Origin of the sequence: Brevibacillus massiliensis, from assembly GCF_000311785.1 — a bacterium.
Classification (GTDB): domain Bacteria; phylum Bacillota; class Bacilli; order Brevibacillales; family Brevibacillaceae; genus Brevibacillus_C; species Brevibacillus_C massiliensis.
The window spans coordinates 296,448-321,806 of record NZ_HE978539.1; the positions used below are offsets into that span (position 1 = coordinate 296,448).

The following is a 25,359-nucleotide window of genomic DNA, read 5'->3' on the forward strand; positions in this document are numbered from 1 at the left end:
GATTTGGTTTTCACTTTGTTTCTTTACGATTAGTCATGTAAGGATCTTCAAATCTCACACAAACAAAAATGGTAAAGGGGAATTGTCCATGAAAATGAGCAAGTTCTTGAAACGGTCTGTCGCAGTTGCAGCCTCACTCTTTTTGCTTTCAGGCTGTTCCGAAGGATCCCAGACCAATGCCTCGCTAGATACGGCCAACTTGACTCTCGATCAGATCGTCGAGAGGGCCAAACAGGAAGGCCAGATCAATTCTGTCGGGATGCCAGATACGTGGGCCAACTGGGGAGAAACCTGGAAGAGTATTGAACAAAAATACGCTTTGAAACACTCCGACACCGACATGTCCAGTGCCGAGGAATTGGCCAAGTTTGAAGCAGAAAAGAACGATGCTACGGCTGATATTGGGGATGTGGGGATTGCCTTCGGTCCATTGGCCAAAGACAAAGGGTTGACGCTTCCCTACAAAACGTCTTACTGGAACGACATTCCTGAGTGGGCCAAGGATGATGAAGGTCACTGGGTGCTAGGTTACACAGGCACGCTTGCCTTTCTTACGGATAAGAGCAAAGTGAAAAATCCGCCAAAGTCATGGGCTGACTTGAAGAACGGAACCTACAAGGTATCCATCGGGGACGTCATGAAGGCAAATCAGGCACAGTTTTCCGTGCTTGCGGCGGCATACGCCTTCGGCGGGGACGAAAAAAATATCCAACCCGGCATAGACTTTTATGCAGAGCTGGCCAAAAACAAGCGGCTAAGTACGAGCGAGCCCAGCCTTGCCAACTTGGAAAAAGGCGAGATTGAAGTAGCTGTTTTATGGGATTTCAACGCGCTTGGCTACCGCGATAAAATTGACAAAAACCGCTTTGACGTCGTCATACCCGAAGAGTCCTCCGTCATGAGCGGCTACGCCACTGTCATCAACAAATACGCAAAGCATCCGCACGCTGCAATGCTTGCCCGTGAATACATCTTGTCCGATGAAGGTCAGTCAAATCTGGCCCGTGGATACGCTCGTCCGATTCGTGCCAATGCAAAGCTTGACGACAGCGCCAAGGCCATGCTGCTGCCGGACGAGATGTACAAAAATGCCCGCCCGGTGAATGATCAGAAGGCGTGGGAAGAGACCACAAAAAAACTGCCGCAGATGTGGCAAGAGCAGGTGTTGATCCATGTCAAATAAACTGATTTTTATCATGTTGGACGGCTTGCGTTACGATGCAGCCGTCTCGCAAATGGGGTATATGCATCATCTGGTAGAGTACGGCAAGGCGGCGCGCTTTAAAGTGCGCTCCGAACTGCCCAGCATGTCACGTCCTCTTTACGAAGTGCTGCTGACCGGCACTCCGGCGTGGAAAAACGGCATCACCACAAACGGCACAGTACGCTTGTCACACGAGCAAAGCTTATTTCATCTGACGAAACAAAACGGCCTTACGAATGCAACCGCTTCGTACTACTGGGTAAGTGAATTGTACAACCGTGCACCGTTCAATCCCGACACCGATCGCATCCAACTGCATACCGATCATCCGATTCAAAATGGCATTTTCTATTGGGAAGATCATTACCCTGATTCGCATCTGTTCGCGGATGCAGCCTTTTTACTGCGTGAAGTCAAGCCGGATTTTCTGTATGTTCACTCGATGAACATCGACGACGACGGTCATCGGTTTACCAGTGATTCTGCCCAGTACCGCAATCGGGTCATCGCTGCAGATGTATTGCTTGCCAGCGTGTTGCCCCAGTGGATGGAAGCGGGGTACCAGATTATTGTGACTGCCGACCATGGCATGAACAGTGACGGCATGCACGGCGGGACAACCTCTGCAGACCGTGACGTCCCGCTCTTCGTCTGCAGCAGCCTGGTCGCACCGGGCGTCTATGAAGAGACGGTACCGCAATTGCAGCTGGCGCCGCTGGCCTGCCGCCTGCTCGGCATTGCTCCGTCTGAGGCGATGCAGCCCCTGACGATCATGCCGCCACTGTCTGCCGATTTGTAACAGGACGTTTTCTTCTGGCAGGAAGGAGTGAGTGAATGAAAAAAGGCAATGCCCTGCTGCTGTTGGCTGTTATCCCGTTTGGCACTTTCGTCGTCCTGTTCCTCCTCGTTCCGGTGATTTCAATGATCTGGGGAAGCTTCCAAACCGATGGGGGCGGGGCTTTTACCATCGCTCAATACAAGGAAGTACTCTCGAACCCGTACTATTTCCAGGCGTTTCAAAACAGTGTGCTGATCTCGTTTTTGTCCAGTGCGATCGGCATTATCGCCGCCGTGTTTGCTGCGTATGCCATCACCCGTACTCCAAAGCATGTCCGGGAACGACTGCTTGTGATTACCAACCTGACGTCCAATTTCGCCGGTATCCCGCTCGCTTTTGCGTTTATCGTGCTGCTCGGCAACAGCGGGGTATTTACCCTGTTATGCAAACAACTCGGGATTGACCTGGGTTCGTTTCAGTTGTATTCGTGGACGGGCCTTACTCTTATTTACGTCTATTTCCAATTACCGCTTGCAGTGATGCTGCTGTACCCGATCTATTACGGGATTCAGGAACAGTGGAAGGAAGCGGCGGAGCTCTTGGGAGCCACATCCACAATATTTTGGCTGCGCATCGGACTGCCTGTGCTCTTGCCGGGGATCGCCGGCACGTTCAGCATCTTGTTTGCCAATGCGATGGGCGCGTACGCTTCTGCCTATGCGCTGACCGGCAGTACCTACAACCTCGTGCCGATCCGGATCGGTGCGCTGGTATCAGGGGATATATTTGCCCGTCCGGAGCTGGGCAGCGCACTTGCCGTTCTGCTGGGAATGACGTTGGTTGCCGCTTTGCTGCTGAATGAATGGCTGACGCGCAAGATACGGAGGAATCTGTCATGAGACGCATGAATCCGTCCCATATTTCATTTGTCCTCGTGTTGACGTATCTGTTTCTGCCTGTTGCGGCGACATTGATTTATTCGCTTGCGACAGAGTGGAACAAGACAGTCCTGCCGGAGGGACTGACGCTGAAATGGTTTGCGGAACTATTTCGTGATTTCCCGTTTTTGCAGGCATTGGGAAGGTCCTTTCTGCTGAGCGGGCTGACCACGGTCGCTGCCTTGATCGTGATGGTGCCGGCCATTTTCGTCATTGTGGTCTACGCTCCGAGGCTGGAGCGATGGGTGCAGACTCTCGTGATGATGACATACGCCGTGCCGGGTGTCATCATGGCTGTCGGGTTACTCCGCACGTACTCCGGCACAGGTATTCCGATGATTCTCGTTACGGCAGGCGCCTATGTAGTCGGGCTGCTGCCTTTCATCTATCAGGGGACAAGAAACAGCCTGAGAACGATCCACGCCGCGTCTTTGATGGAAGCAGCCGAACTGTTGGGGGCAAGCAGGGGGCGGGCGTTTGTGAAAATCATTGTCCCGAATATAATGCCCGGCATCCTGGTAGCGGGACTGCTGTCGTTCTCCATCCTGTTCGGCGAATTCGTACTCGTGAATATGCTCGTCGGCGGACGTTTTGAAACGCTGCAAATTTACTTGTATGCCAAGCTGTCCAAGAGCGGTCATATCGCCAGCGCGATTACGGTTACGTATTTCCTCTTCATGGCGATCATCAGCGGATTGGCAGTCAAATTCTCTCGTGGCAATAAAGCCACCCGCAAGGAGGCTGCATCATGAGTTACGTTCAAATCAATCACCTGTCCAAAAAGTTTGGTCAGCAAACCGTTCTGCAGCAGTTGGATTTAACTCTGGAAAAAGGTCAACTGATCACACTGCTTGGTCCGAGCGGATGTGGAAAAAGCACGTTATTGCGGATCATTTCCGGTCTGAGCGCGCCGGATTCGGGGACAATCCGCATCGATGGCAAAGACATCACGACAACCCGTCCGAAAGATCGGGAAATCGGCATGGTGTTTCAATCATACGCGCTGTTTCCAAATTTGACTGTTGCGGAGAATATCTCATTTGGCCTGGAAATGAAGAAAATGCCAATGGCGCAGATTCGGCGCAGTGTACAGGAGACGATCGAACTCGTCGGTCTGCAAGGGAAAGAAAAGGCCTTTCCTCATGAACTGTCCGGCGGGCAGCAGCAGCGTGTAGCCCTGGCCAGGTCGCTGGTTACCAGGCCGAAAGTGCTGCTGTTGGATGAACCGCTAAGCGCATTGGATGCGCAGATCCGTAAAACGCTGCAGAAACAACTTCGTTCGATTCAGCGCGAGCTCTCCATGACAACTGTCCTTGTCACTCATGATCAGGAAGAGGCCATGGCGGTCAGTGACCGCATCTGTATCATGGATGCAGGCCGAATTGTCCAGCAAGGCACTCCGCACGAGATTTACACCCGACCGCGTTGCGAATTTGTCGCTCGGTTTATCGGCAGCTACAACGTGCTGACTGCGGAGGAATTGCTCAGGCTGGCGCCGGAATTTTCCTGCTCCAGCGCCAAGCTGTACGCGATTCGTCCGGAGACGTTGCGCGATCAGGAGATGGAAGATGGCATCGCAGTGACAGGAACAGTCGATAACGTCACGATGCTCGGCAATATCACACGGTATGAGATTAGCGCTGTCGGCGTTCGGCTGTTCGCCGATTACCTGCACCATTCGTGGGAGCCCCAGGACATCGGCAGAAAAAAGACAATCTATCTCGACCCCAAGGATGTGATCCCGCTCGATGACGCTTCTGCCTGAAGAACGCAAGCAACACATCCTGGAACAGCTCCAGCGTCACGGCAAGATCCAAGTCGCGGAGTTGGCCAGATGCCTGACCGTTACACCAGAGACAATCCGCCGCGATCTCGACGACTTGGAGAAACAAAAGCTGTTGCAACGAGTGCACGGCGGCGCCATATCTTATGTTCACGCCAAGCTGGAGCCGCACTTCAAAAAAAAGCAGGGGATCAAGAGAGAGGCCAAAATCAGTGTTGGGAGAAAAGCCGCGTCGCTTGTTCAAGATGGAGACACGATAGCGCTTGACGTCGGGACGACTACGCTTGAGCTTGCCCGGGCGCTGAAGGGTGTCATCCGCCTGACTGTGGTCACGAATTCACTGCCGGCCGCAACTGTATTAAATGAGCTGCTGGAAGCGAAAGTATTCGACGGCAGAGTCATTGTACTCGGCGGTGTTACGAATCCAAGACAAAAATCGATCACCGGAGCGCTGACGTGTGAATTGCTTTCCCGCTTCCGCTTTGACAAGGCATTTATTTCCTGCGGGGGGATTACGCCAGACGGCATAAGCGATTATGATATGGAAGAGGCGTTGTGCTCGGCTCAAATGGTTCAGCGCTCCGAACGGGTATACGTACTTGCGGATGGAACGAAACTGGCAGAAACCCAGCTTTACCGTATTTGCAGACCGGAAGACGTAACCGCCATCATATGCGACCAGCAGATGCCGGATCACTGGCGTTCCACGGGTCGGTTCACAGATTGGATCACGGCTGGCAGGCAAAAAGGAGAAGAGACATGAAGGTGGATTATCATCTGCATTTGGAAGAAGGGCCGTATTCGTTTCGATGGCTCGACCGGACCAATACGGCGCTTGATTGGTTTCATCCGATTGATGCGACAAAACACACCCGTGACTGGCTACAGGCAAGTTATGCGCGTCTGCATGCCCGGCTGGAGCGCGGAGCGTACGATGCCGCATGGATCGATTTGTATCTGGAAGAAGCGCTGCGAAAGGGCCTGAAAGAAGTTGGGATTGTCGAGCATTTGTATCGGTTCCAAGAGGCTCGCTCCTATTTTGAGCGTCATATGGAGCTGGGAGATTCCGAACTAGGCCGTCTGCAAACCACCTGGCTGCAGCAGGTATGTACGGAGAACGTGGATGATTTTGTCGCCGCCATTCAAACGGCGAAGCCAAGGTGGGCCGAGAAAGGGGTTCAACTTCGGCTCGGGATCGAAGCGGATTATTTTACAGGCGGCGAGGCCGAATTAACGCAGCTGCTGAACTTGGCAAACTGGGATTACGTTATCGGGTCTGTCCACTTTATTGACGGGTGGGGGTTTGATAATCCGGATGTCAGCCACCTGTTTGAGCAATACGATCTGCCTGATCTCTACCGCTGGTTTTTCGGGGTTGTGGAAAGCATGATTCGAAGCGGTTTGTTTGACATAGCCGCCCACCTTGACAATCTTAAAGTCTTTCGTTACCGGCCGGATGAGGCCTTGCTTCTGCCGCTGTATGAGCAGATTGCTGCAGCGCTGCATGAGACCGATACGGCGACAGAAGTAAATGCGGGACTTTATTACCGCTATCCGGTTCGTGAAATGTGTCCGAGTCCGGCTTTTATTGAAGTGCTGCGAAAGCATGGAGTGGTGTTCACCCTGTCGTCGGATGCTCACTTTCCTGACGATATCGGCAAGTACGTCGCAGAAAACGCCGCCATGTTGAAACAACAAGGAGTAGGAGAAATCGCCACGTTTGCTGCCAGGCAGCGAGTGATGAAACCCTTGCAGGCATAAGTCCTTGAAGTTTGTTTAGTGAAGTTCTTCCAAAGGCACCGTCCCTTCCCCGATGAACGGGAGGGGATGCGATTCTTTTGTCTGCTCCTGCCTGGGCGAGCGATTTGCCCAGCGTGACCAACTGCTTCAGCCTGGGATCGCTCACTTCAGACATGCCGCTGAGCAATATTCCGCCCAGGGTTCGATCAGGATAGGTCAGCATGAATTCCAGCGCAATGGAGCCGCCGGTTGAATAACCGCAAAGGTATCCCCGGGAAATCCCCAATTTATCGATAGGTTTTCCTCTAGTATTGCCTCGCTTTTTGCAGATTTTGCAGGGAAATTATCGAAACCTTTATACAAAAAAAACGTACTACATAATAAGAAAACAAATTCCATTAATGGAATTGACTGCGAATGCTTGCCGCTGAAAGAAGGGGGTGAAAAGCATGGCTTGGCCGGAGATTCTGTTTCTTGTCTGTGTCGGCATCGGCCTTATCTACGCTTGTATCAACCTTTTGTTTGGCGACACGACAAGCCATCTGCCGCATTTTGAGCTTCCGCTGCTGCAGCCGCTGTCTTTGATGAGCGGACTTACCTCGTTTGGCGGATGCGGATACCTTTTGTACCGCTGGACCGCGCTTGCCCTTCCGAGCGTCTTCTTGGGGGCGGCTGCCGCCGGGATAGCCATTACGGTCATTTCTTACTTCATATGGGTCAAACCGATGAAGGATGCCGAGGTTTCGACAGGTTACTCCCTTCAACAGTTGACCGGAAAAATCGGTGAAGTTCTCACGGCCATACCGGAAACAGGTCTGGGGGAAGTCGTCATCCCGATGATTACCGGGACGACCAACCACATTGCCGCAAGCATGGACAAGGTGAGCATTCCCGCGGGAACTCGCGTCGTCGTCGTCGAGGTAAAGGATCACGTGTTGTATGTAGTGCCATTTCAATAGAAGGGGAGAGATTGTGGATGTTTGAACCTGGCGTTTCCGTCATCTTGGTTGTCGTCATCGCCATCTTGGCCATATTGGGAATCACTTTTTGGGCGCGGTATAAAACAGTCGGCGCTGACCAGGCCATGATCGTTACAGGCAGTTATCTGGGCAGCAAAAACGTGCTGACAGACGAGCAAGGGAGGAAGATGAAGATTGTCCGCGGCGGCGGAGCGTTCATTCTGCCGATATTCCAGCAGGCCAATTACATCAGTTTGCTGTCGCAAAAGCTGGAGGTATCTACGCCCGAAGTGTACACGGAGCAGGGCGTGCCCGTGATGGCGGACGGGACCGCGATTATCAAGGTAGGCGGTTCGATTGAAGAGATTGCCACCGCCGCCGAGCAGTTTATGGGAAAAACGGACGAAGCGCTGAAGGCCGAAGCGCAGGAAGTCCTGGAGGGTTACCTGCGGGCGATTCTCGGCAGCATGACGGTGGAGGAGATCTACCGGAACCGGGAGCGCTTCGCGCAGGAAGTGCAGGCTGTAGCAGCGAAAGACTTGAAAAAGATGGGCCTGACGGTTGTCAGCTTTACGATCAAAGAAGTGCGCGACAAGAACGGCTACCTGGCTGCCCTGGGGATTCCGCAGATTGCCGCCGTCAAACGGGACGCGGTCATCTCCCAGGCGGAAGCGGACAAGGAAGCGCGGATTCGCCAGGCGAGGGCGGAAGAAGAAGCGCGAAAGGCAGAACTTTTGAAAGAGACCAATATCGCCGAAGCGCAAAAGGAGAAAGAACTGAAGGTCTCCGCCTTTAAACAGGAGCAGGACCGGGCCAGGGCGATTGCCGACCAGGCATATACGCTGCAGGAAGTAATGACCAGGCAGCAAGTGACGGAAGAAGAAATGAAAATCGACATCGTCCGGAAAGAAAAGCAGATCGAACTGGAAGAAAAAGAAATCCTTCGCCGCGAAAAGCAGTACGATGCGGAAGTGAAGAAAAAGGCCGACGCCGACCGCTATGCGGTTGAGCAGGCGGCAGAAGCGGAAAAGGCGAGGAAGATGCGGGAAGCCGATGCCTTGAAGTACCGGATCGAGGCGGAGGCAAAGGCGCTGGCGGAACAAAAGCGGATCGAGGGTCTGGCTGTCGCGGAAGCGGAGAAGGCCAAAGGTACGGCGGAGGCGGAAGTTACCCGTCTGAAGCTGGAAGCGGAAGCAGAAGGGAAACAAAAGCTGGCCGAAGCGTACGAGAAGTTCGGGCAAGCGGCGGTGCTGGACATCGTGGCCAAGATGCTGCCTGAGTTGGCCGCCAAGGTGGCTGAGCCGATGAAGGCGATCGACAAGGTGACGATCATCGACTCCGCCAACGGTCAAGGGGACGGCGTCAATCGGTTGAGCATGAACGTCACCAAAATGATGACCCAGCTTCCCGAGATGCTGAAAGACGTGTCCGGGCTGGATATGAACAAAATGATCGCCGGCTTCATGCAGGCGGACAAAAACACGGCGCAAGAGGTGAAAGCGGCGGCAGGCGAAGAGAAGAGCGGCACGTCCGAAGCCTAAGTCACCTGCCGCTGCTGTTTGCGATTTCAAACTCCCTGGCAAAAAAGCGGCCGCCCGCCATTTGGTACAGTTTCAGTTCGGGCCGATCCGGCCGGGCGAGGGAGAGGATCCAGTAACTCAGCTCAGGGTAATGCCAGCCGGCATGGTCGGCGGCAGAGGGGATGGCGGGGGTCCGGGGATGGGTGTGAACGCAGCCCAGCCAGCGAAGCTCCCGTTCCCGCAGAAGCTGTAAGGTGCCGATGAGCGCCGGACCGCTCCAGGAAAAAGTGTCTGTTGCGGTCGTTTCCGATACATTTGCGAAATGGCAGGTAATGGCTGCACCTCGTCCGGCCAGCAGAGCAGAATATTCATAAGGCAGCGCCTCACGCCCTTCCGCGATGAGGCGCTTCACCACTTTTCCGTCAATCTTCAGTTTGGTATGCTTATGTGCGAAGGGTTGGCCCAAAATATCAGGGAGCATCTGTCTCGCTCCTTTCACAAGGAATGGTATGATGGAAAGCCGTATTTCGATTGGCGTGTGCGGCTGGGGAGATCACGACGATCTGTACGCGCAAGGAGTGCGCAGCCGTGACAAGCTGGCAGTCTACGCCAGCCACTTTCCGATCGTCGAGCTGGACAGTTCGTTTTACGCCATTCTACCACAGAAAAACTATCAGGCATGGGCGCGGGAGACGCCCGATACCTTTGGCTTTATCGTGAAGCCCCATCAGGCGATGACCGGCCACAGGCGCAGCGGACCGGAAGCGGAAATGGGCCGGGAAGAGCTGTTTTCCCGGTTTGAGGAGAGCATCCAGCCGCTCGTCAGCGCGGGAAAACTAAAAGCGCTCTTGTTCCAGTTTCCGCCGTGGTTTGACTGCGTGCGCGAACATGTAAACTACGTCCAGCTGTGCGTTCGGGCCTTTCCCCGCTATCTGGTCGCCGTCGAGTTTCGCAACCGCAGCTGGTTTGAGCCTCATTTTCGCGAACGCACCCTGGCTCTGTTGGAGGATCTGGGCGCGGTGCACGTCGTGTGTGACGAACCTCAAGTCGGAACCGGCTGTGTCCCGATCGTCCCTGCGGTGACCCAGCCGCAGCTGTCGCTCGTTCGCTTCCACGGGCGCAATGTATCGGGGTGGAGAGATCCCGGAGCAGGTCAAAACTGGCGGGATGTGCGCTATCTGTACAAGTACAGCGAAGAAGAACTGCGCGAGTGGGTCCCGATCATCAGGCAGTTGCAAGAAAAGGCAAAAAAGGTATACATTTTATTTAACAACAACTCAGGCGGTGACGCGGCGGGAAATGCCAAGCAATTCATGGAGCTTCTCGGCGTAAAACCTTCAGGGCTTCACCCGCGGCAGTTGGAAATGTTTTAAGGAGAATTCCATGATATTGTTGGTCGCAGTATTTACGCTGGTCGGCCTGGTCGCAGGGGCCATAGGCAGCCTGGTGGGGATCGGCGGCGGGATGTTCTTCGTGCCGGCTCTGCTCTACTTTGTCAATTGGTACGAGCCAGGCTCCATGACGGCCCAGATAGCGGCCGGGACGTCGCTGATGGTGATTGCCATTACGGCTTTGTCCTCGACGTTGGCGTATGTACAACAGAAAAAGGTGGATACACAGACGGCCTGGCTGTTTTTCATCGGAAGCGCTCCAGGAGCGATTGCCGGCGTCTACATCAACAAACTTTTGCAGCTGCAATCGTTTTACTTGCTGTTCGGCTTGTTTCAAATTGCCATGTTTGTACTGATTATGGTCAAGGATAAAATAAAGCCGCTAACGCTTCAACTGGACGTGGTGCGAACGTATACGGACGATCAGGGGAACGAGCATGAATACGGCTACAAGCGCTGGATGGCCGTCTTGATCGCGTTTTTTGTGGGAATGATTTCCTCGCTGTTTGGCGTTGGCGGCGGCATCTTGATGGTGCCGGTCATGCTTGTGCTGTTTCGCTTTCCTCCGCACGTGGCCTCTGCCACTTCCATGTTCGTCATCTTCCTTTCGGCGATTGTCGGCAGCGTTACAAACGTGCTGCATGATCACATCGACTGGCTGTACGTTTTAACGCTTGCCCCGGGCGCCTGGATTGGCGGAAAAGCAGGAGCGGTGCTGGCCAAGCGGATAAAAGGGCAGACGCTTATCGCGATTTTGCGTGTCCTCATCCTGGCGATTGCGGTCCAAATGATTGTCAAAGCCTTCATGGCTTAACGACAAAAGGGGGGGAACATCGTGATCCTGCATATTCTCCACACCAACGATTTGCACAGCCGCTTTGAGCGAATGCCGCAGATTGCCTCATGCCTGAAAGAGCATCGCCGGGCGTGGGAAGCGAAGGGAGATTATGTACTCACCGTCGATATCGGGGATCACTCTGACCGGATGAGCCTGCCGACGGAGGCCACATGGGGCCATGCCAATGTCGAAGTCGTCAATCACAGCGGATACCAGTATGTGACGATCGGAAACAACGAAGGCATTACCTTTCCCAAGGACAGACTGGATGAGCTGTTTGAGCAGGCCGAGTTTACGGTCGTCCTCAGCAATCTGTACGATGCAGCTACACATGAACACCCCCATTGGGCAGTTCCGTACGCCATCCATGAGTGGGAAGGGGTTAGCGCGGCCGTCCTTGGCGTTACGGCCGTTTTTGACGTCTACGAGCAGCTCGGCTGGGAGGCGAAAGAGCCGCTGCCCCTTATCGCCAAGCAGGTTGAACGATTGAGACCGCATGTGAACGTCGTGATCGTCCTGTCCCATCTGGGACTGCAAAAAGATCGGCAGATGGCCCGGGAGATCGAGGGAATAGACGTGATCTTGGGCGGACATACACATCATTTGCTGGAACAGGGAGAGCGGTTTGACCGCACGCTGATCGCTCAGGCGGGCCGTTGGGGCGAATACGTCGGCCACGTTCAGCTTGTCTTGGACGAAGAGTCAGGGCGGGTGGCGGCAAGCTCGGCAGAAGTTTTTGCCGCGCGGCAGTTTTCCTGCGACTCTGCTGTCCATTCGGTCATCGAGCGGCAGGAGGAAAAGGCGGAGCAGATCTTGAATGAGCCGGTCGGCACGCTGAGCGTCGACTTCGGGATAGACTGGGAGCGCGAGACGCCGTTTGCCTCCTTTTTGGCGGCAAGCTTGCGGCTCTGGGCCAATGCCGAAGTAGGCCTGGCCAACAGCGGCTTGCTGCTTGCGCCGCTATCCGAAGGGGCCGTGACCCGCAAGGATTTGCTGCTGTGCGTGCCACACCCGATCAAACCGTGTGCCGTCACGCTGACGGGAGAGCAGCTGTTTCAACTGATCGCCCATTCTGTTCAGCCGCAGATTGTGTATAAGGAATTGCGCGGCTTTGGCTTCCGCGGCAAGATGATCGGATGGATGGGGGTGGACGGCATTACCGTCCATTATGAAGCGGGAGTCTTGCCGGTCATTTGCGGGATCGAGGTGAACGGAGATCCGATCGACATGCAGCGCGAATACCGCATCGGCACCGTAGACCTGTTTGCCTTTAGCCCGCTGTTTCCGGAATTGTCGCAAGGCAAGGAGTACCGCTTTTTCTTGCCGGAGGTCCTGCGCGAGGTACTGGCGGTCACGCTCCGCGACGAAGCCTTGGTGAAATCAAGCTTCGTGCCCCGTTGGCTTGACTGCCGCGGCAAGGTATAGGATTGTTCGCAGGCGTTATCCTAAAGGGAAAAAGGAGTGCCTGACTTGCGCTTTATCGACGAGCTTTACCAGTTGTACAGGGGGCATTTTAGCCGCGATGAGGAGGATATTATCGCCATTGTCGCCGGAATCCTTCAGGAACAATCGCGGGATGACTTGTACCGTCTGATCGATGAAATGGACGATGAAGAGTTGTTCCAAATGATGGCGACATATATGATTGAGGTAGTAAAGCGGAAAGTCGCGATGGATGTCGAACTGCCTTCCGCGACTGTTCACTGAAGCTGCACCCCCGGGTGCCTTTTTACATAGGGTATAGCGGAGGAGGAGGAACAGACATGATTGAGGTACAGCCAATCTCGTTTGAAGAGGGAACAGCACTGGCGATTACGGTTCGACTGCCGAAGACTACACTGCTGGCCGTTACCACAGACAAAGGGTATATCATGTGCGGCGCTTTGGATGTCGGTCTGCTGAATCAACGGCTGGCCGAACGCGAAGTGCTTGCCGGGCGGGCGGTCGGCGTGAAAACCATCCAGGAGCTGCTGGATGCTCCGCTTGAATCGGTGACCACAACAGCAGAAAAAGCGGGGATTCGGGCGGGAATAACCGGTCGGGAAGCCATCCGCAAAATGTTTTAAGGAAAGCGAGGCTCTTACTTCACGGTAAGAGCCTTTGTTTCGTCAAGTGGACTGTCATCATTTTTTATTTTCGGGCAATGTGATATGCTAATGAAAAATGACAAATAAACAAGAGTTTTGTCGAATGTGACGATTTGGGAGAGGCGACAATTGCTATGCGACTCATTTCAGTTAATCGCTGCCAGCCAGGACAAAAAATAGCGAAATCGATTTATACGAACAACGGGACCGTACTGATCGGGGCTGGAGTCGTCCTTACGCAAAGAATGATAAACAGGCTGCAGGAATACCATATTTCTGCCGTGTACATAGACGACGAGCTTACAAGCGATATTATCGTGCAAGATGTCGTCTCCGAACAGACGCGACAGGAAGCGATGGGCATCATCAGCGAAACTTTCAAGGCGTATCAGATCGATCCAAAGCGTTGGCGGCAGCTGCCCGGCAACCAGCAGATCGGACAGAAGTTTCGCCACGCCGTGCTTTCGATTATTGACGAATTAAAAGGCAATCAAGTGGCGATGAATTTATTGGGCAGCGTCGGGGGAGTCGACAACTACGTCTTTTATCACTCCTTTCACGTCACTTTGTATGCGATCTCGCTCGGGGTCAAGATGGGATTGAATCAGAAGGAACTGACGGAACTGGGCATGGGAGCGATTCTGCACGACATCGGAAAGATGGCGATTCCCCAGGAGATTTTGACCAAGCCGGGCAAGCTGACGGACGAAGAGTACAAAATCATGCAGAAGCATACGGAATACGGTTTTGAGCTGCTGCGCAAAGAAGACGATATCCCGCTGCTGGCTGCCCACTGCGCCTATCAGCATCATGAGCGCTGCGACGGTTCAGGATATCCGCGGGGACTGGTCGAGAGTGAGATTCACCGGTACGGCAAAATTCTCGGCATCTGTGACGTGTTTGATGCCATGACCACCAGCCGCATCTACCGTAAGGCGATGCTGCCGCATGAAGCGATGGAGGAGCTGTTCCTCGGGACAGGCAGGCTGTACAACCAGCAAATGGTCGAGCACTTTCGCGATACCATTGCCCTGTATCCGATTGGTCTGACTGTGACCTTGAATACAGGGGAGGAGGGGATCGTGGTCGATTATAACCGCGGCGTTCCCAGCCGCCCGATTATCCGCGTGATCAAGGAACCGAACGGCGAACGAATTTCCTCCCCTTATGAAATCGATTTGTCAAAACACCTCAATATAATGATTGCTTCGTGCGATTACATCCTATAACAGCCAGCCCGGTTGCCGGAAATTGGCCGCCTGGGCTGGTTTATTTCCGGGAAACAGCAGAGCAGGGCAGATTTGCAACTGCTGGCGGACAATCTGCGGGAAGAGATAGAAATGATAAAAAAAAATGAAGAAAATGGATAGGTTTAAACAGGAAATCGAGACCTTACATGCAAGAGTGACAGAGATACTAGGTGAGGAAACAACATGAATCACATGGAGGAGAAAGAATGGAAGAACATTCAAAACGGCAGACCCGCGCCCGGTACATCGCCGTCTTTGCCACGTTTTTGGCGTTTATGGGGATTGGCATCGTCGACCCGATCCTGCCTGTAATCGCTGAAGACATCGGCGCGACCGAAGCGCAAGTGGAAAAGCTGTTTACTGCATATATTTTTGCTGGGGTCTGATGCTCGCATACGGCTCCGCGGTGTTGGCCCATCGGCTGGAAGAAAAACACGAACCGAAACAGATTATTCCCTACAGCTTGATCGCGATGTTCGTCATCCTCGCGCTGTTGAACTTTGTCGATGTGGTTTGGATCGATATCGTGCTGATCATCATCTCCAGACTGATCAGCGGTTTGAACAACGCGCTGTTTACCAGCTACGTGATGGATGTATCACCGTACGAGCGTGGCGTTACCTCTGGTGCGTATCACTTTGTCCGCTGGCTTGGCGCGGCGATCACTCCCGTCCTCTCCGGTTTTATCGGCCACTCCGTGTCGCTTCACACTTCCTGATGAAAGAGACCGATTCATCCCTTCTACAAATAATAGGGCGTTCTCGGTCAACGAATCGTAAATCATTTGCCCGCTGCATAGGATGTACTATGTAGGGGGTGGCGGATGTGGCGGTGTTTCGGGTTCGTCGACGTCTGCGCGGTCCACTGACCCGGCCAAAGGCGGTCTTTATCGCTTTGGTCATCTCGCTTGCGTTGATGATGCAGTCGCTATTCCTGCTGGAGCGGCGGATCGAGCCGACGTTGATGATCCTGGCTACGCAAAAAGCTGAGCAGCTTGCCAAAGAAGCGATTGCCGATGCCGTAACCAAACGAATCGTGCAGCAAGGAATCGACATAAAGGAGTTGGCCAATATTTTACAGGATCGCGACGGCCAGATCCAGGCGATCAATTGGAACGCCCAGGAGAACGCCCGGATCGTCGGCGAGACGACGCAGCGAATTCAAAATCGACTGGAAGAATTCGAATCGCAAAAAATCGATCAGTCTATTCCGCTCGGGTTGGTGACGGGAAACAGCTTCCTGGCGCAGATGGGACCCGATCTGCCGCTCAAGTTTGTGCCGGTGGGTTCAGTACGGGCACAATTGAGGCACAGCCTGTCAGAAGCGGGAATTAACATGGTGCTCATGACGATTTACATGTACGTCGAAGTCGACCTGCGGATTGTCATACCGTTTGCAACGGAGAAAAAGACGGTAACTTCGGAAATTCCAATTGCGCATTCACTGATCATTGGAAAAGTACCGTATTACCTGTACAACAATCCGGAAGGAAAACCGGAAGTGCCAAAACTGGGGGTTGGTCCCGAAGGTCAGCCGATCCTGCCGGGAGGAAATTGAGGAAAAAAGCGATGGAGCAGCTGCCATCGCTTTTTTTCGCGTTCGCGCTGGATACCTACCCCTCTTTTTTCCTGTACATCATCCGCTCCCAGCTCTTCAGCTTCGGAAACGGGTCAAACGCCCATTCGCTGTTTCCGTTGTCAATGTACATGCCATAATGGAGATGGGGAGGAAACTTGCCGGATGTCCCGGGTTTGCCGTAGCCAGAGCTGCCGACATACCCGATGATCTGTCCAGGCTCGACGATGTCTCCCGCTTTCAGCCCTTTGCGAAAGGCAGAGAGGTGGGCGTAGTAGTGATAGATGTTGTCCATGTCGCGAATGCCGATCCGCCAGCCGCCAAAGCGGTTCCAGCCGATAATCTCGATGACGCCGTAACCTGTGCTCTGGATTGGCGTGCTGTAATCGGCAAAGATATCGGTTCCCTCGTGGATGCGTTTTCCGCCCCAGTCGCGGGCCACGCCCCAGGTGCTTTTATAACTGTAATTGTACTGTTTGGGGATGGGGAAGGTGTGGCGCAGCAGGTTGAGCGTCTGGTACTTTTGGTATACTTTGGAAAACTGCTCGATTGTTTGGACCGCGCGCTCGCGTTTATAGTAGGTCCACAATCCGATGCGAAAATCTTCGCGGCTGTATCCGAATTCAGCGAGCTGCTGAACGATAGCCGCGAGCACGTCGACATCGTTGTTGCGGTCGGCCAGTCCGTCGCCTGAGCCGTCCAGGCCGATTCCGCCAAAAAAGGCAATGGACGACTCATTCATGTCGTTTTGCTCAGGATTGAGGTAGCCGCTCCAAACGGCGGGCGGTATGTCGATGGCAGTCAGCCGCATCGGTTGTTTGTCGTGTTTCTTTCGCTTGGATATGGTACGCTCGTATTGATCGATTGCTGCCAGGTATGTCCAGGGAATGCCGTAGACGGCTTCAAAGCGGTAAAATAATTGCATGCGCTGCTGAAAGACGTCCAGTTGGTTTGTCTTGTCTTTGGAAGCGGGATGAGAAGCAGCCGCGTGGGCGCAGACGCTCTGCTCTGCAAACATAAGTGCTGCGACGAACAGGATCACCATTAGGCGAAGGTGTAGAATCCGCATTCTGATTCCCCCCGGATGATCGTTTTTCCTTAGTAGTCTCTGCGTCTATCCGGGGGTTTACTCTATTATCCAAAAATTGGGTTCCTGTGAGGATGTGGGCGATATGGATACTTGGATATTGTACAGTGACAAGCCGCTTACCTTGACTGGTTTGCTTGGCGCTTGGAACGCACTCGGTGTAAAGCCGGAGGCAAAAACGGGTCATCCTGGGCCGGGATCTTTGAAATCGGCCTTGGCTCGGGCCGAAGCCTATGAAGGCACAGTGCCCGCAGCCTTTTGGGAAAGGGAGGTGTCGGCGCTTGCAGAGCTGTCTTGCTATGAGGAATTCTGGAAAAAGCTGAGGCTTGCTCCGCTTGTCGTTCCGCGGGGACTGCCGGCCGAGTGGCTCCCCCTTTTGGAGGGCTTCGCCATTGCGGAATGGAGACAGACGGCAGAGCCTTTGTCGCCGTTGGCCTTGGCCTGGCTGCGTGAGCTGGGGATCGCGTTGGGGGAACTCCCTGCGGGGAAAGTGGAAAAGACTGGTACGGCTGACGGGACCGCTTTGATTCAGGTAAGCAAAAACAGCAACCCGCCAATTCTGCGCGAGTGCCGGGAGCATACGGAAGAGCATATTGACGAGGGAATGTACCTGCTGCAGGCAAACCTGGATGACGTCAGTCCGGAATGGGTCGCTTATGCGATGGAGCGCTTGTTTGACGCCGGGGCTAATGATGTGACGGTACTGCCGATGACGATGAAAAAGAGCAGGCCGGGCATGCTGCTGCAGGTGCTGGCTTACGAGAGCCAACTGGACGCGATGAAGGCCATTATGTTCCGCGAAACATCCACGTTTGGACTGAGGTATTTCCCGGTCGCTGTTCATCGGCTGGCCCGCAGGTTAATCACGGTAGAGACAAATTGGGGAAAAGTGGTGGCGAAAATTGGTTACCATCGGGGTGAAAGGGTCCAGGTAGCGCCGGAGTATGAAGAATGCGCGAGGCTGGCGCGGGAATGGCGCATTCCGTTAAAGCAGGTGTATCAACAGGCGCTGGAGAAGGCAAAGCAGGTCTCGCCTGACCGTTTGGAATCGTTTGGGGGAGGGTGACGGGTGCTGCGGACCCGAACCATCTCCCCCTTTTCTACGGATCGGCTCATGAAAGAGTACCGATGAGCACACGCAGCACGTTTGGCTGATCGGGCAAGTCCCGCGTGCCCGCGCCGTACCCGATCGCTTCTACGGTCATGGCAGGCAGAGGGCCAAATTTTTCGGCCAGAGCAGCGGCGATGCCCGCCCCGGTTGGAGTGGTCAATTCCTTTTGAATGGCACTGAACCGCAGCGGGATGCCTTTTAAAATCTCCATGGTTGCCGGAGCAGGTACGGGATACAAGCCGTGGTCACAGCGAACAAATCCGCTGCCGGTCGGAACAGGCCCACAGTACACTTGATCAACTCCCAAGTCTTCCAATGCCAAAGCCACGCCGACGATGTCAACGATGGAATCAAGAGCTCCCACTTCGTGAAAATGGACGGTGTCGAGCGGAACATCGTGGATTTTTGCTTCTGCGACGCCGATGCGTTGAAAGATCGCCAGCGCACGTTCGGTCACTCGCGGCGCCAGGCCCGCAGATGTGATCATGTCCACGATCTCTTTGTAGCGTCGATGGTGATGATGGTGGTCGTGGTGATGATCGTGGTGATGATCGTGGTGATGGTGCTCATGGTGATGGTGCTCATGATGATGGTCGTCGTGTCGTGCCGTAGCTGCCTGCTCGTCGACGACATCCAGTTTAAGCGCGGAAACCCCTTTTTTTACTACATTCCTCCACTCGAGGCGAAAATGATCCAGGGGCAGCTTGCGAAGCTCCTGATCAAGCTTTTCTCTGTCCGCACCTGCATCCACCAGTGCGGCCAAGGTCATATCGCCGCTTAACCCGGAGAAGCAGTCCAGATAGGCTACTCTCATATTCTTCATCCCTTCTGTTGCACATACTTTTACTGGCGGCAAGCCATATTTTTTTGGTAAGATAGGGGAAAATACGTTCGATTCAGGTCTGCTTTCACTTCTACAATAGTGTACCACTGAGAGGACGGCCTGTCATGAGGGAGGTACATACATGGTTTCATTTATTCATATGGCTGATGTTCATCTGGACGCGCCGCTCATATCTCTCTCCGCAGTCTACGAACAAAGGCAGTACGACTTTCGCCAGACCATGCAGCGGGTGCGCGACCTCGTCATCGCAAAGCAAGCGGACTTTTGGTTGATTGCCGGCGATCTGCTTGAATATTACGGGGGAACGCGAACAACGGCACTGTTTTTGCAAGAGCTGTTCGCCAGTGTAGAACCGGCTGTCGTCTGCATCGCTCCCGGCAATCACGACCCGTGGATGGCGGGTTCTTTTTATCTGACGCTGGAATGGCCGGCCAACGTGATCATCTTTACGCCAGAGTGGGGCGTGTACGAATTCCCGGAAAAGTCTTGCGTGATCTACGGCTGGGGATTTCCGCACGCCCATGTTCACGATTCGCCGCTGGCTGATTTTCCAGGAAAATTGCCCGATTACCGCCATCATATCATGCTGCTGCACGGCAGTGTGCAGACAGGGGCGGAACCGGAGCACCATCCCTATGCGCCCTTGCCGCTTGCCGCCTTGGTCCAGACTGAGATGGACTATGTCGCACTGGGACACATACACAAGCCGATCCAGTACAACCACCCTGCGCGTGGAGGGGTATTTGCCGCTTACCCAGGCACCCCGGAAGGACTCACGGCGAAGGAAACGGGAGAGCGGTCGGTCCTCTACGGCCAGTTAAGCGACAGCGGTGAACTTAGGCTGGAGCCGATTCCCGTTCAGACGCGGCAGATACGCAGGCTGGAGCTGGAACTGGGCGGGGTGGAGACGACAGAGAAGCTGATTCAGCTTGTGGAGGAGCAGCTGCGGGAGCATTCCCCCGCTGACCTGCTTTACGTCCAGTTGACCGGCGAGCGTGCTGCCCACCTGAATCCGCCGCTGGAACTTCTCTATGAACGGTGCAAATCGTTTTTTTATATCCATTTTGAGGATCACACTTGGCCTGACGTCGACGAGGAACAGTTCATTGCCGAGGGCAGTCTGCTGGGCAGATGGCTGAGGCGGCTGCGTGCCTTGGAAGCGGACAGCGAAGACAGGCGAAAGCGAGAGATAGCGCAGTTGGCGCGGCGGGAAGCGCTCAAGCGGATCGGAGGGAATTTGCGGTGATTATCAGGGAATTGCATATCGGCGGGTTCGGCAAGTGGCGCGATGCCACCTTTCAGTTCGCGCCGGGACTCAACCTGTTTGTGGCTCCCAACGAAGCCGGCAAAACGACGCTGCTGCAAGCGATCATCTCATCGCTTTACGGCATGAAGCGGGATTATATCCGGGTCACCCGCTACCTGGGGGAATACGAGCAGTACTACCCGTGGGACAGGGGGGCTTACCAGACTGTCGTCCGCTATACACTGGACGGTCGCACCTTTCGTCTGCAGCGGCATTTTGAGAAAGAGCGGGAGCTGGCCAAACTCTTCAGAGAACCCGAATTGGCCGAGATTACCCGGGAGTACCAAGAGGATCGGCGCAAAGAGTACAATTTTATCGAACGCCATCTGGGATTGAATCGGAGTTTGTTTACAGATGTCACCTGGGTCAAACGCCAGCCCCTGCATGCGGCAAATCACTTGCTGCCCGTCCTTTTGCGCAGTGAGGAAAAAGATCCGATCGTGCAGCGCATATTGTCCGGGTTGGAGCAAGAGCTTGCGGCCATCGGGAAAAAGGAGTCGGCCGAGACGACGCTGCTGGGGAAAGCGGGCAGGCAGCTGGGAAAGGCGCAGGAACGGCTGCAGCAGGCGGAAGCGGCCTGGCAGGCGGTCAGCCATCTGACAGCCGAGCTGATGGAGCGGGAGCAAAGCTTGCAGCAATTGCAGAAACAGCAGTCGCGCTTATGGGTTCAGTTGGAGCAGATCGAACAGGCTGAGCAGCACTGGCAGCAGTGGTGGCAGCGCTCGTTTGAGACGAAACGCTCTGCGGACTTTATCCAGTGGGAGGAGGCGGCCTCTGACCCGTCGGAGGGGGAGATGCACCGCAAAGTGAGGGAGTCACTGGCGGAGATCGAGGCGTTTTACGCGCAGTATCAGGCAGTCATCGCTGGGCAGGAGGCTGTGTCGGCGTCCGACTCGCCGCAGCAAACCGTGCGCTATCTGTCGTTTCAAGAGATCCCGGATGCCGAGTGGCAGAGCTGGCTGAAGACGTGGTACGCCTATTGCGCCTATGAAGCGCGTCCGCAAGCCGGGGAGCAGGAAAAGGCCGTTCCGGTGGAAAAGCTGCAGGCCGACTTTCGGCGCGGCCTGCAGCTGCATAAGGAAGCCGAGGAGCTGCGGGAGGAGAGCTACCGGCTCCAGCTTGCACTGGCCGCAGCGGAACGGGACGATCGGGGCCGGGGGACAGGACAGGCTGAGCAGCCTGCAGACGCCGCCGGACAAGCAGGTGCGGGCCAGCTGCTCAGCCGCACAGCCATAGGGCGGAGGCAGCGTCAGGCCGGCACGAACCGGAGCATGCCGCTGCTGCTGGCGGGTACACTGCTGTCTGCACTGATCACCGTGGGCCTCTTGTGGTACGGGACGGCGCCGGCGATGGGCTGGATCTCTGCCCTGTTGACAATCCTGCTAGGCGGGGCTGCCGCCAGGCTGCTGTTCGCGTCTCCCGCGAAAGGCGGCCGCGATCAGACGGATCAACCCGCAAAAGCGCCGCTGGAGGAACCGGAAGCTGTGCCAAAGGCTGCCCCTGTCAGCGGGGCCGGACGGGAGGAGCTAAGCCGCAGACTGGCCCGCTGCGAGTCGGAGCAGGCAGAGCGAATGAGGCAGCTTGCCGCCCTGCTGGCCGAATGGAATGTGCCGGATTGGGAAGCGTTTCTCGTTTACCGCGAAAAACAGTTGGCACAGGCTCACCGGCAGGAGGCCAAACGGACAGACGAGCAAGAAATGCACCGCCTGCGGACGCAGTTGGAAATGACGATGATCCGCTGGGGCATTCCGCCGCATCTTCCCTTTGCGGAAGCCGCGGCACTTGTGCTGCAAGAGCGTCAAATGTGGGAGCAGATGAGCCGTGAGCAGCAGGAGCGACTGGAGAAGGAGCTCAGTCAGGAACGTCTGCGTGCGCAGCTGGCAGCAGAGTGGGACAAGCGGGAGCAGGAACGAGGGAAACTGCTGGCAGAGTGGGAAGAGTCGGTTCGCCGCATCCTGGAGGACAAGCGAACCGGCCTCAGGCAGCTTCGGCAGGAGACAGAAAGTGAATTGAGACGGACCGAAGAGCAAATGGTGGAACTTCGCGAAAAAATGGCACAGGCGCGGGGTGAGATCGGCCGGCGCGGCGAGCATTCCTGGGCAAAGGCAAAAAGCGAATACGACGAAGCCTTGCAGCAGGTAGACGACCTGTTGACCCGGCGCGAGGCCTTGCAATTGGCAAAGGAGACGCTGCAATCCGTCCTGGAGGAGTGGCACCGCGACCTCTCCCCGGATGTAAACCAGCTCGCTTCAGAGGTTGCAGCGCGCACGACCGGAGGGCGGTATCAGGACGTGCGTCTCGATCCCAATCAGGGTTTTGCCATTCACACGGCCAAGCCCGGCAGCCACGGGGTCGCAGCCCACAGCGCGCTTTCTTCCGGGACGCAGGATCAGCTTTATTTCGCACAGCGCGTCGCACTTTTACGCCGGATTAGTGCGGAGCGAGAGCCGCTGCCGCTGTTTTTGGATGACCACTTCATCCACTACGATGAAGAGCGGCTGGCCCATGCCTTGGCCTATGTAATGGAACTGGCGGAAGAACACCAGATCTTTCTGTTTAGCTGCCAGGAGCGGGAGCGCCGCCTGCTTGCCCCCTATCTGGAAAACAGCGAGCGGCACATGTTACAACTCCTTGTCTAACATCGTCAGGAACATCCCGACATCTGTAACGATGCCTACGGTTTGCGTCGATCCGCGGTCCATCAGTTTGGTGACGACAGCCGGGTTGATATCGACGCAGACGGTTTTGATCCAACTGGGCATCATGTTTCCGGTGCCGATCGCGTGCAGCATCGTGGACAGCATGACGACCATGTCAGCGTCGGCCACCTGCTCCTCGTACTTCGCCTGTGCTTCGATCAGGTCCATCAGCGTGTCAGGCAGCGGCCCGTCATCGCGGATGGAGCCGGCAAGCACAAACGGGACGTTGTTTTTGACGCATTCGTACATGATTCCGCTCTTCAGAGTGCCATCCTTGACTGCCTCGGCGATCGAGCCGGAGCGGTTAATGGTGTTAATCGCCCGCATGTGGTTTTTATGGCCGCCGCGGACAACGGAGCCGGTGTCGAGATTGACGCCCAGAGAGGTGCCGAACAGCGCCCGTTCGATGTCGTGTACAGCCAGCGCATTGCCTGACAGAAGGGCGTTGACATACCCTTTGCGAATCATGTGCTGGAATGCCTCCTGGCCGCCGGTGTGAATGACGACGGGGCCGGCTACGAAGACGATTTTTCCGCCGCGCTCCCGCAACTCCCGCATTTCCGCTGCCAGGCGCTTGACAATGACTTCTACCCGCCGCTCCGAACTGACCTCGTTATTCATAAAAGCGAATTCGGACGTCGCTTCCCCTGCGGGCGGAAGCATCAGGCGCACCCCGTTGCTGCCGCAGATGACCTGATCGCCTTGTTTGATGTCGCGCAATTTGACACAGTGGACCTCATCGCCCCGGACGACGAGGCAGGCATCCATTCGCTGGTGCTTGGCCCGGACCCACCGGCCGTTCAAATACACCTCTGTCGCGTGGTTTGTCGTTGAATAAAAATCGTCCGGTACGGTCTTGTCCTTTTCCGCTGGCTTGATGGTAGGCGAATCTTCCGTGCGCGGGATCGTACAACCCAGATTGATCAATTCGTTCAGGAGTATCTCCACTTTGTCTTCCGGCAAGTCCAAGGCGATCTTCGCCGTTGAATCGTCGTCTACCTGATCGCCAACCGCAAGCTCCAGCACGCGGTACTTTCCGTTGTACTGGACGACAGATGCATCAATTCTCTTCAGGATGTCATTGCGGATAATGTGGCCGCGAATCTCAAATACTCGTTCCATATGCGTCCTCCCTGAGATTATCCAATCGCTTCCTAACAGTATATACATTTGTCTTAGCCGTTTCCAAGGGGATGCAGCAAAATGAATAGATATGCAACAGGCCGGAAAGTGTACGCGCCGGAGGTGGACTATTGCCCCTGTCTACAGCATTCCCTATAATGAAGAAAGGTTTCCATTAGTGCCTCATTCACAAGATGGTGCTTGATTAAACGAATAAGGAGTGAGCCCGCAATGATACAGCGCAAGCCGGAGTGGCTCAAGATTAACCTTGTTTCAGGCGAAGAATTGAACAATTTTAGGGAATTAAAACAGACGATGCGGGGGAAGACCTTACATACTGTTTGCGAAGAAGCAAAATGCCCCAATATCCACGAATGTTGGGCAAACCGAACCGCCACCTTCATGATTCTGGGCGACATTTGCACCCGGGCCTGCCGTTTTTGTGCCGTAAAAACGGGTCTTCCTACAGAGCTGGATCTGGCTGAGCCGGGGCGCGTTGCGGAAGCGGCAGAACAAATGGGACTCAAACACGTAGTCGTCACTTCTGTGGCCCGTGATGATTTGGCTGACGGGGGCGCAGCTGTTTTTGCCGAAACCATCCGGGCGATTCGCAAACGACTGCCCTTTTCTACCGTGGAGGTGCTGATTCCCGATTTCATGGGAAATTGGGATGCCTTAAAAACGGTGATGGACGCCAAACCGGACGTGCTTAATCACAATATCGAGGCGGTGCGGCGGCTGTCTGACCGTGTTCGGGCGCGGGCCAAGTACGAACGCACGCTGGAACTGCTCCGGCGCTCCAAGGAACTGCAGCCGTCCATCCCGACGAAATCCAGTTTAATGATTGGGGTAGGCGAAACATTTGCCGAAATTTTGGAGACGATGGACGACCTGCGTGCCGTCGACGTCAATATCATGACAATTGGGCAGTATTTGCAGCCGACGAAAAAGCATTTACAAGTAGAAAAGTACTATCATCCCGATGAATTTAAACAGCTGAAAGAGGAAGGCATGAAGCGAGGCTTCAGCCATGTCGAAGCCGGACCGCTGGTGCGCAGTTCGTACCATGCCCACGAGCAGGCGAACGCGGCCAAACAGCAAATCGCTGGTTCCAGGTGAATCAAAAG

At 54.9% G+C, this 25,359-nt stretch carries 25 protein-coding genes and 1 pseudogene; 22 read left to right on the plus strand and 4 right to left on the minus strand.

Annotated elements, in window-relative coordinates; translation table 11 throughout:
- The first annotated feature begins 88 nt into the window (after positions 1–88).
- From HGBM_RS12290 to HGBM_RS12330, 9 genes are all read left to right on the plus strand, one after another.
- Positions 89–1,183 carry an ABC transporter substrate-binding protein gene (locus HGBM_RS12290; protein WP_019121403.1) on the plus strand — a complete coding sequence of 365 codons (1,095 nt, stop codon included), beginning with the start codon at positions 89–91 and terminating at the stop codon, positions 1,181–1,183.
- A complete protein-coding gene (locus HGBM_RS12295; protein WP_019121404.1) occupies positions 1,173–2,003 on the plus strand; it encodes an alkaline phosphatase family protein in 831 nt (276 codons plus the stop codon). Before HGBM_RS12290 ends, HGBM_RS12295 begins: the two co-directional genes overlap by 11 nt.
- A 35-nt stretch (positions 2,004–2,038) precedes the next feature.
- Positions 2,039–2,881 (plus strand): ABC transporter permease, encoded by an 843-nt coding sequence (locus HGBM_RS12300; RefSeq protein WP_019121405.1) that lies wholly within the window; start codon positions 2,039–2,041, stop codon positions 2,879–2,881.
- Positions 2,878–3,672 carry an ABC transporter permease gene (locus tag HGBM_RS12305; RefSeq protein ID WP_019121406.1) on the plus strand — a complete coding sequence of 265 codons (795 nt, stop codon included), beginning with the start codon at positions 2,878–2,880 and terminating at the stop codon, positions 3,670–3,672. The genes HGBM_RS12300 and HGBM_RS12305 overlap by 4 nt, the downstream gene beginning before the upstream one ends.
- The gene (ccmA, locus tag HGBM_RS12310) at positions 3,669–4,685 is read left to right on the plus strand and encodes a heme ABC exporter ATP-binding protein CcmA (RefSeq protein WP_019121407.1); all 1,017 of its coding nucleotides are present in this window, start codon (positions 3,669–3,671) and stop codon (positions 4,683–4,685) included. Before HGBM_RS12305 ends, ccmA begins: the two co-directional genes overlap by 4 nt.
- Positions 4,669–5,466, plus strand: coding sequence for a DeoR/GlpR family DNA-binding transcription regulator (locus HGBM_RS12315; protein WP_019121408.1), 798 nt, complete (start codon positions 4,669–4,671; stop codon positions 5,464–5,466). The genes ccmA and HGBM_RS12315 overlap by 17 nt, the downstream gene beginning before the upstream one ends.
- Positions 5,463–6,464, plus strand: a complete 1,002-nt coding sequence (locus HGBM_RS12320) for a histidinol phosphate phosphatase domain-containing protein (protein ID WP_019121409.1) — start codon at positions 5,463–5,465, stop codon at positions 6,462–6,464. The genes HGBM_RS12315 and HGBM_RS12320 overlap by 4 nt, the downstream gene beginning before the upstream one ends.
- A 428-nt stretch (positions 6,465–6,892) precedes the next feature.
- Positions 6,893–7,402, plus strand: coding sequence for an NfeD family membrane protein (locus HGBM_RS12325; RefSeq protein WP_019121410.1), 510 nt, complete (start codon positions 6,893–6,895; stop codon positions 7,400–7,402).
- A gap of 17 nt (positions 7,403–7,419) precedes the next feature.
- The gene (locus tag HGBM_RS12330) at positions 7,420–8,943 is read left to right on the plus strand and encodes a flotillin lipid rafts scaffold protein FloT (protein WP_019121411.1); all 1,524 of its coding nucleotides are present in this window, start codon (positions 7,420–7,422) and stop codon (positions 8,941–8,943) included.
- 1 nt (position 8,944) lies between these two features.
- Here HGBM_RS12330 and HGBM_RS12335 read toward each other — a convergent pair whose 3' ends face one another.
- A complete protein-coding gene (locus HGBM_RS12335) occupies positions 8,945–9,403 on the minus strand; it encodes a M67 family metallopeptidase (RefSeq protein WP_019121412.1) in 459 nt (152 codons plus the stop codon).
- Between the two features lie 31 nt (positions 9,404–9,434).
- Here HGBM_RS12335 and HGBM_RS12340 point away from each other — a divergent pair, with 31 nt between their 5' ends.
- From HGBM_RS12340 to yunB, 9 genes and pseudogenes are all read left to right on the plus strand, one after another.
- Positions 9,435–10,295: a DUF72 domain-containing protein gene (locus tag HGBM_RS12340; RefSeq protein ID WP_019121413.1), complete on the plus strand. Its 861-nt coding sequence runs from the start codon at positions 9,435–9,437 to the stop codon at positions 10,293–10,295.
- A gap of 10 nt (positions 10,296–10,305) precedes the next feature.
- Complete coding sequence (locus HGBM_RS12345) at positions 10,306–11,127, plus strand: sulfite exporter TauE/SafE family protein (RefSeq protein ID WP_019121414.1); 822 nt, start codon at positions 10,306–10,308, stop codon at positions 11,125–11,127.
- A gap of 21 nt (positions 11,128–11,148) precedes the next feature.
- On the plus strand, positions 11,149–12,576 hold the full coding sequence (locus HGBM_RS12350; protein ID WP_019121415.1) for a bifunctional metallophosphatase/5'-nucleotidase: 1,428 nt from the start codon (positions 11,149–11,151) through the stop codon (positions 12,574–12,576).
- Positions 12,577–12,621: 45 nt separating this feature from the next.
- Positions 12,622–12,858, plus strand: coding sequence for a DUF6154 family protein (locus tag HGBM_RS12355; protein ID WP_019121416.1), 237 nt, complete (start codon positions 12,622–12,624; stop codon positions 12,856–12,858).
- Positions 12,859–12,914: 56 nt separating this feature from the next.
- On the plus strand, positions 12,915–13,217 hold the full coding sequence (locus HGBM_RS12360) for a YunC family protein (RefSeq protein WP_019121417.1): 303 nt from the start codon (positions 12,915–12,917) through the stop codon (positions 13,215–13,217).
- A 155-nt stretch (positions 13,218–13,372) separates the two neighbouring features.
- A complete protein-coding gene (locus HGBM_RS12365) occupies positions 13,373–14,467 on the plus strand; it encodes an HD-GYP domain-containing protein (RefSeq protein WP_019121418.1) in 1,095 nt (364 codons plus the stop codon).
- A 227-nt stretch (positions 14,468–14,694) separates the two neighbouring features.
- Complete coding sequence (locus HGBM_RS31680) at positions 14,695–14,874, plus strand: hypothetical protein (RefSeq protein WP_026074368.1); 180 nt, start codon at positions 14,695–14,697, stop codon at positions 14,872–14,874.
- A pseudogene (locus HGBM_RS29570) lies at positions 14,859–15,191 on the plus strand (MFS transporter); the annotation flags it as partial. The gene HGBM_RS31680 and the pseudogene HGBM_RS29570, both read left to right, overlap by 16 nt.
- 122 nt (positions 15,192–15,313) lie before the next feature.
- Positions 15,314–16,045: a sporulation protein YunB gene (gene yunB, locus HGBM_RS12385; protein ID WP_019121420.1), complete on the plus strand. Its 732-nt coding sequence runs from the start codon at positions 15,314–15,316 to the stop codon at positions 16,043–16,045.
- Between the two features lie 55 nt (positions 16,046–16,100).
- On the opposite strand, the gene HGBM_RS12390 is transcribed toward yunB, so the two are convergent.
- Positions 16,101–17,132, minus strand: a complete 1,032-nt coding sequence (locus HGBM_RS12390) for a M23 family metallopeptidase (protein ID WP_026074370.1) — start codon at positions 17,130–17,132, stop codon at positions 16,101–16,103.
- Between the two features lie 103 nt (positions 17,133–17,235).
- Between HGBM_RS12390 and larC2 the strand changes: the two genes are divergently transcribed.
- The gene (gene larC2, locus HGBM_RS29575; RefSeq protein WP_019121422.1) at positions 17,236–18,216 is read left to right on the plus strand and encodes a nickel pincer cofactor biosynthesis protein LarC2; all 981 of its coding nucleotides are present in this window, start codon (positions 17,236–17,238) and stop codon (positions 18,214–18,216) included.
- 46 nt (positions 18,217–18,262) lie between these two features.
- Here larC2 and larC read toward each other — a convergent pair whose 3' ends face one another.
- On the minus strand, positions 18,263–19,075 hold the full coding sequence (gene larC, locus HGBM_RS12400) for a nickel pincer cofactor biosynthesis protein LarC (protein WP_026074372.1): 813 nt from the start codon (positions 19,073–19,075) through the stop codon (positions 18,263–18,265).
- Between the two features lie 151 nt (positions 19,076–19,226).
- Between larC and HGBM_RS12405 the strand changes: the two genes are divergently transcribed.
- On the plus strand, positions 19,227–20,351 hold the full coding sequence (locus HGBM_RS12405) for a metallophosphoesterase family protein (RefSeq protein WP_019121425.1): 1,125 nt from the start codon (positions 19,227–19,229) through the stop codon (positions 20,349–20,351).
- A complete protein-coding gene (locus HGBM_RS28920; protein ID WP_019121426.1) occupies positions 20,348–23,050 on the plus strand; it encodes an ATP-binding protein in 2,703 nt (900 codons plus the stop codon). Before HGBM_RS12405 ends, HGBM_RS28920 begins: the two co-directional genes overlap by 4 nt.
- Here the strand turns inward: HGBM_RS28920 and HGBM_RS12415 are convergent.
- Positions 23,033–24,232, minus strand: coding sequence for an ornithine cyclodeaminase, nickel-pincer nucleotide-dependent (locus HGBM_RS12415; RefSeq protein WP_019121427.1), 1,200 nt, complete (start codon positions 24,230–24,232; stop codon positions 23,033–23,035). The two genes, HGBM_RS28920 and HGBM_RS12415, sit on opposite strands and share 18 nt — an antisense overlap.
- A 213-nt stretch (positions 24,233–24,445) precedes the next feature.
- Between HGBM_RS12415 and lipA the strand changes: the two genes are divergently transcribed.
- Complete coding sequence (lipA, locus tag HGBM_RS12420) at positions 24,446–25,351, plus strand: lipoyl synthase (RefSeq protein WP_261798143.1); 906 nt, start codon at positions 24,446–24,448, stop codon at positions 25,349–25,351.
- The last annotated feature ends 8 nt before the right edge of the window (positions 25,352–25,359 follow it).